Source organism: Psychrobacillus sp. MER TA 171 (assembly GCF_023713305.1).
Taxonomy (GTDB): Bacteria; Bacillota; Bacilli; order Bacillales_A; family Planococcaceae; genus Psychrobacillus.
In genome coordinates this window covers 1-4,812 of record NZ_JAMAWN010000043.1, presented here as the reverse complement: position 1 = coordinate 4,812, position 4,812 = coordinate 1, and the positions used below count along the sequence as shown (strand labels likewise).

Genomic DNA, 4,812 nt, shown 5'->3' with positions numbered 1-4,812 from the left:
GTAAAGTCAACGTACATTGTTTTTTATAAAAAACTATATAAAAAGATGACTTGTCTCCTTTCCTAGTTTATTTGTTATTGTGTGGTAACTTTAGCTTACAACTTCGGAATCTAGGAAACAAGTCTTTTTTTATAAACACTATGCTAGAAAAAGTCGTTTCCGAAACTCCGAAACCCTTGAGAGAGTAAGAGCAAAGAGCAACTATACGCCCCGATTTCGTGCCGAAATAGTGACGTATAGTATTAAAAGAGAAGAGAGACCAAAAAAGCCCCCAAAAAACGGGGCTTTTTTTTAATTCAAAACCCTAAAATCAAAACCAAATATCCGCCACTCCAAATAACTTGTTTTATTCATTTCCCCCACTCCATGAACTCCACCGGCTGCCCTTTACAACGAGCCTTTCGGGGCATGTGTCTTTCGTGCCAAGTGCCACATGCAGAAAAAAGCAGTGGCACGAACCGAGATAGGTTAACATGCCCCTGCTCATTGTAAAGGGATCGCTTCGCTCAGCCGGTTCCGTCCATTCCGTTCTATCTTTACACGCCCTTTAGATATACTTCCGCCAAATCTATACGACCTTCTCCATGCCCTAAATATTCCTGCACCTTATCCATGACTTGTACGACTTCCCTGTATAAAGGTCGTTCATTTTTCGTGATTGTATGGTCTTTGCGATAACCAGCAGCCCGATTTTCTAACATGCGTTGAATCACTTCACGACCTGCGGTTTCAATTCCTCTTTGCTGCAACTCACTTTTTAGCATTTCTCTGGCATATGTATGCCTAAAAGAATGAGAACCTTTTATTCCTGCACGATTATAAGCTGATTTAAGCGTGTTATAACGCACAGGAGATAAAAAAGCGTCCTTTTCCTTCCCCTGAATCAATTCACGCACTCTCGCTTCAAATTCCGGCCTACAAGGCGATATACGACCTCTTCCTGCCTTTGTAACACCTTGTGCTGTATTTAAGGCTAGCTTATCTTCTGAAGCCTTCCAGAAGAGCTTACCGTCCTTTTCAACGATATGGGCCACTTTTGAATTAGCAACTTCACGCAACCGAAGTCCAAAAGCTTGTTGGAGATCCGCACCAACTTTCGTATTGGTAGAAAGCTTTTCTCGAAATCCTTTTATTTCTTCTGCGGAATAAGAACGGTCCTGTGGTTTTTCACGAGTAGCTGTATCTATCAATCTAGTTTTCGGGATCCACTCTCGCCCCTCAAACCCCTTATCTACTGAAATGTTGTGCATTCCTTTCTGCAGCAATCTTAAATTCGTTTCTATATTGATTAAGTGACCATTTGAAACTCCTTTTTCCTGCATATGAGAAATATAATCTCGGTAATCCGAACGCTTCAACTGGTACAGATCTTTTACTCCCCGCTCTTTTATCCATTCTGCAAAATTCTGTCCAACAGAAAGCGTGTGCTTCACTTGTGTGATGGAATGAATACCTGTTTCAGTTTCATTTTGTCGCAACTCTTTTTTAGACTTTCCGATATAGTTAATTCGTTTAATTGCTTGCTCTACTTGATATTTCAGTCGATTACCACCCCGATTATTTGCCATTTAAACACCTCCTAAATGTTTTTTTAATAAATGCAATAAAATTAAAACTCTTCTAAACCGCTAATTTGACGGTTAACGCCATAAGGTGACGCATTTCACCTTCGGTTCAAAGACATCACCATATGGCGTGCCTCGTTCTGCTCATGTGTGTATTGAAGCCTAAAGCCAGCGAACATTGTTCGCTTCTAATCGTGACCCATGAAAGTCACAGTGTTGCTACTTTGTAGCAAGAAACCGCTTCGCGATTTCGTTTCGTCCCAGCTGCACTGGTCCGAATCAATCAGCTTCGCCGATTGATCATTTCGCATCTTTCAGATACGAGCTATCAACCAAAGTCGATAGCCATTCTTCATCCCCACGTTCCGTCCGTAAAATACCGGAACCATTCTCCATTTCGGAAATACACCTTCAGACATTTGTTTCGAATATCTCGTTCGATTTTTACGATTTCCTCTTTTTGATATTTTGTCTTTTCCTCGTTACCGATCACGCTCAAATGTTTTGCATGAACCCTTTCGAATAATTTCGTTTCAACCTCGTTTAGTTTGATTGTCATTAATTACCTCTCCCTTTTCCGATGTACTTGAAGTACTCCTGTTTTATAGTTTTTAAATGCTATACACTTCTACACTCTTTTATCACGTTTAGTTATTATTTTCGCCAGATACGAACAAGGACGGACTCCCCTTGCTTATAACAATAACTATTTTCCGAGACATTTTACCTCTAACAACGATTGATTTTAAGGAACCATAGATTCATTATCCTTTCTCCCAAAGAACACAAAAAGGCCTTTGGGCAGATTGGTAGCATAGTAAGTCATGCTTTTTAACACAATCAGTCCAAAGACCTGTATTATTCATCACCGTCAGATCCCGCATGGGTTCGACATAAAAAAAGTAAAATAAATTTAGTATGTTATTAGTTTACCATTTGAAATCTTTCCTTTCAATCTATCTTTAAAGGCTTTTTCAAGATTCATAGCGAATAATTTCTTAGAGGTGAACTATATGCAAAACAATACAAAAACCTATTCCAGCAAAGATGTCGCAAAGCGGCTTTCGATACAACCCGTTACCATCCGAAAATATTCACAAATGCTGGAAGAACAAGGATACCCTTTCGCCAAAGCCGAAAATGGTTGGCGTCAATATAGCGAAGATGATATTAGGTTCTTAGAGTATTTATGTGACATGAAGAATATGGGCAGGTCACTAGATGAATCAGTCCAACATATAGCGTCTTTATATCGGTCCAATTTAACCATATCGCCATCCGCTATACCGCTACACGAGAAAAATCCTTTGATTGAATTCATCCAAGCACAACAGGAATTTAATCAAAAAATACTCGAAAGACTGGAAGCACAAGAAAAAAGACAAATTGAAAGAGATCAAAACCTAATGAAAGCACTAAGAGAATCACAAGAAGCAAAAAAACAAATTGCAGCTACTCAACAAAAAAAATGGTGGAAATTCTGGAAATAAAAGAAGGACCATCAAAAGATGGTCCTTCTTCAACTAAAGCACCCGTTAGTTGAAGAAGATTCTTTAAATATAATCCATGAAAGTCCCTTCCTTTATATAACCATAAACCTTGATAGTATTTCCTAAAACTTCACCCGGAACGTGTATCTCTTTTAGAATTTTTAACAATTTATTTTTTATTTCTTCATTTTCGAATTTAATTTCCAACCATTCAATTGTTTTATAGCTATCCTTATCTCCATTTGTTTTGAAATGATGAAACCATTCTGCATCCCAATCACAAGTATAATTAGTCTCAATATCCCTCTGTCGCCAATAGATAAGTTCTGGTATATCAATCATTGCTAACCAAATTTCTTCCCATTTTGTATCATTCATTAGACTTTGGTATCCAGCAAAACTCATTTTTTGCCTCCTATTATGTAATTTATAATTAACACTATATTACTCCTTCTTAAACTAACCTGCTGCGTTAGTTGAATAAGAAATTATATACTTTCTTATCTTTTTTTTTTAAAAAAAGAGTAGCAAAAGCCACTCTCATTCCACCTCGTCATTTTCCTCAATGTACAAAGCACGTTTATTAAACCCTTCCAACTCTACTGGAGATAATTCTTTTAATTTATTTTCATACTTTGAGCCTTTCCATATTGACTGCAACAGATGCGTATAAAAGGCTTCGTCTTGTTTCTTGAATCGATCCAGTTCACCATTCTCATATTTTTTCGCATAGTCTTTCATCATTCCTGAAAAAACAAGTAATTGTCTTTTCTTCAAGGCGATATAAAACGTATCAAACACAGCTTCACTATGATACAGGTCAGAACCTTTTGCCGAATACTTAGCAATCTCTAAAACTGCATTTGAATTACCAGTTGCTCGCACTTTCTTAGCATCTACCTGTGTAATGGTCTTATCTTCCATACACTCTTGCCACATTTCAAGCCAATTCTCTTGCTTAATAAATGCTTTTGTATCCGTAAAATAAGTTTTATTCACGGCAACGATTATATGAACATGAGGATTATATGTATTGTATTGGGGGTTCGCATCCCCAACTTTATAACCCCTCATATCAAAATATCCTTTTTTACGGTTGTATAATTCTTCGGTAATATGTGACTCTTGATCTGTTGTTACTTCTAATTTCCGGATGTAACCTTTCACCACACGTTTTACATTCCTACGATCAAATAATCTTTTAACCGCTTTATTAAATCTATCAATCTCAAATCGCAATTCATCACCAGTACAATTGGGGGCAGTCAATGTTAAAAACAAAAATTCTTTCCCCTCAATTTCTTTCACTGCATCGAGCATGACTGATAATTTAATTGCATCTTTTTTAGCAGTTTTCCATGTGCAGATTGGACAAAAACGATTCCCACACGCATCCGTTTTATGTAATCTCTTCACACTCATTTCTCCATTCGTCAGAAATTGCATCCAACTACTACATGTTTCAAATCTCACGACTGATTTTATGGTCAAATGTTTCTCGATATAGTTTGCTGCTTTTCTATTCAAATCCTTTTTAGGCGTGTATTTATTCAACAAATCTTTTCCTAAAATGGTATCTTTTAATTGTCTTTTATCTACATTTTTAGCTTGATTATTTTGCATATATATTGTAAAGTCAACGTACATTGTTTTTTATAAAAAACTATATAAAAAGATGACTTGTCTCCTTTCCTAGTTTATTTGTTATTGTGTGGTAACTTTAGCTTACAACTTCGGAATCTAGGAAACAAGTCTTT

5 protein-coding genes are annotated in these 4,812 nt (G+C 36.8%); 1 reads left to right on the top strand and 4 read right to left on the bottom strand.

Features of this window, described 5'->3' with window-relative positions:
• Positions 1-536: 536 nt before the first annotated feature.
• Positions 537-1,568, bottom strand: coding sequence for a site-specific integrase (locus M3627_RS20280; RefSeq protein WP_169361535.1), 1,032 nt, complete (start codon positions 1,566-1,568; stop codon positions 537-539).
• A 349-nt stretch (positions 1,569-1,917) separates the two neighbouring features.
• Entirely contained in the window at positions 1,918-2,124 is a 207-nt protein-coding gene (locus M3627_RS20275) for a hypothetical protein (RefSeq protein WP_169361532.1), read from the bottom strand.
• Between the two features lie 454 nt (positions 2,125-2,578).
• Here M3627_RS20275 and M3627_RS20270 point away from each other — a divergent pair, with 454 nt between their 5' ends.
• The gene (locus M3627_RS20270) at positions 2,579-3,055 is read left to right on the top strand and encodes a DUF3967 domain-containing protein (RefSeq protein WP_102782468.1); all 477 of its coding nucleotides are present in this window, start codon (positions 2,579-2,581) and stop codon (positions 3,053-3,055) included.
• Between the two features lie 63 nt (positions 3,056-3,118).
• Here M3627_RS20270 and M3627_RS20265 read toward each other — a convergent pair whose 3' ends face one another.
• A complete protein-coding gene (locus tag M3627_RS20265; protein WP_251557251.1) occupies positions 3,119-3,460 on the bottom strand; it encodes a DUF6678 family protein in 342 nt (113 codons plus the stop codon).
• 135 nt (positions 3,461-3,595) lie between these two features.
• Positions 3,596-4,678 carry a protein rep gene (locus M3627_RS20260; RefSeq protein ID WP_169361534.1) on the bottom strand — a complete coding sequence of 361 codons (1,083 nt, stop codon included), beginning with the start codon at positions 4,676-4,678 and terminating at the stop codon, positions 3,596-3,598.
• Between the last annotated feature and the right edge of the window lie 134 nt (positions 4,679-4,812).

Bases quoted from the DNA above. Each gene is read 5' to 3' on its own strand.
- M3627_RS20275 (WP_169361532.1), bottom strand. From the start codon at position 2,124: ATGACAATCAAACTAAACGAGGTTGAAACGAAATTATTCGAAAGGGTT.
- M3627_RS20260 (WP_169361534.1), bottom strand. From the start codon at position 4,678: ATGCAAAATAATCAAGCTAAAAATGTAGATAAAAGACAATTAAAAGAT.
- M3627_RS20265 (WP_251557251.1), bottom strand. From the start codon at position 3,460: ATGAGTTTTGCTGGATACCAAAGTCTAATGAATGATACAAAATGGGAA.
- M3627_RS20270 (WP_102782468.1), top strand. From the start codon at position 2,579: ATGCAAAACAATACAAAAACCTATTCCAGCAAAGATGTCGCAAAGCGG.
- M3627_RS20280 (WP_169361535.1), bottom strand. From the start codon at position 1,568: ATGGCAAATAATCGGGGTGGTAATCGACTGAAATATCAAGTAGAGCAA.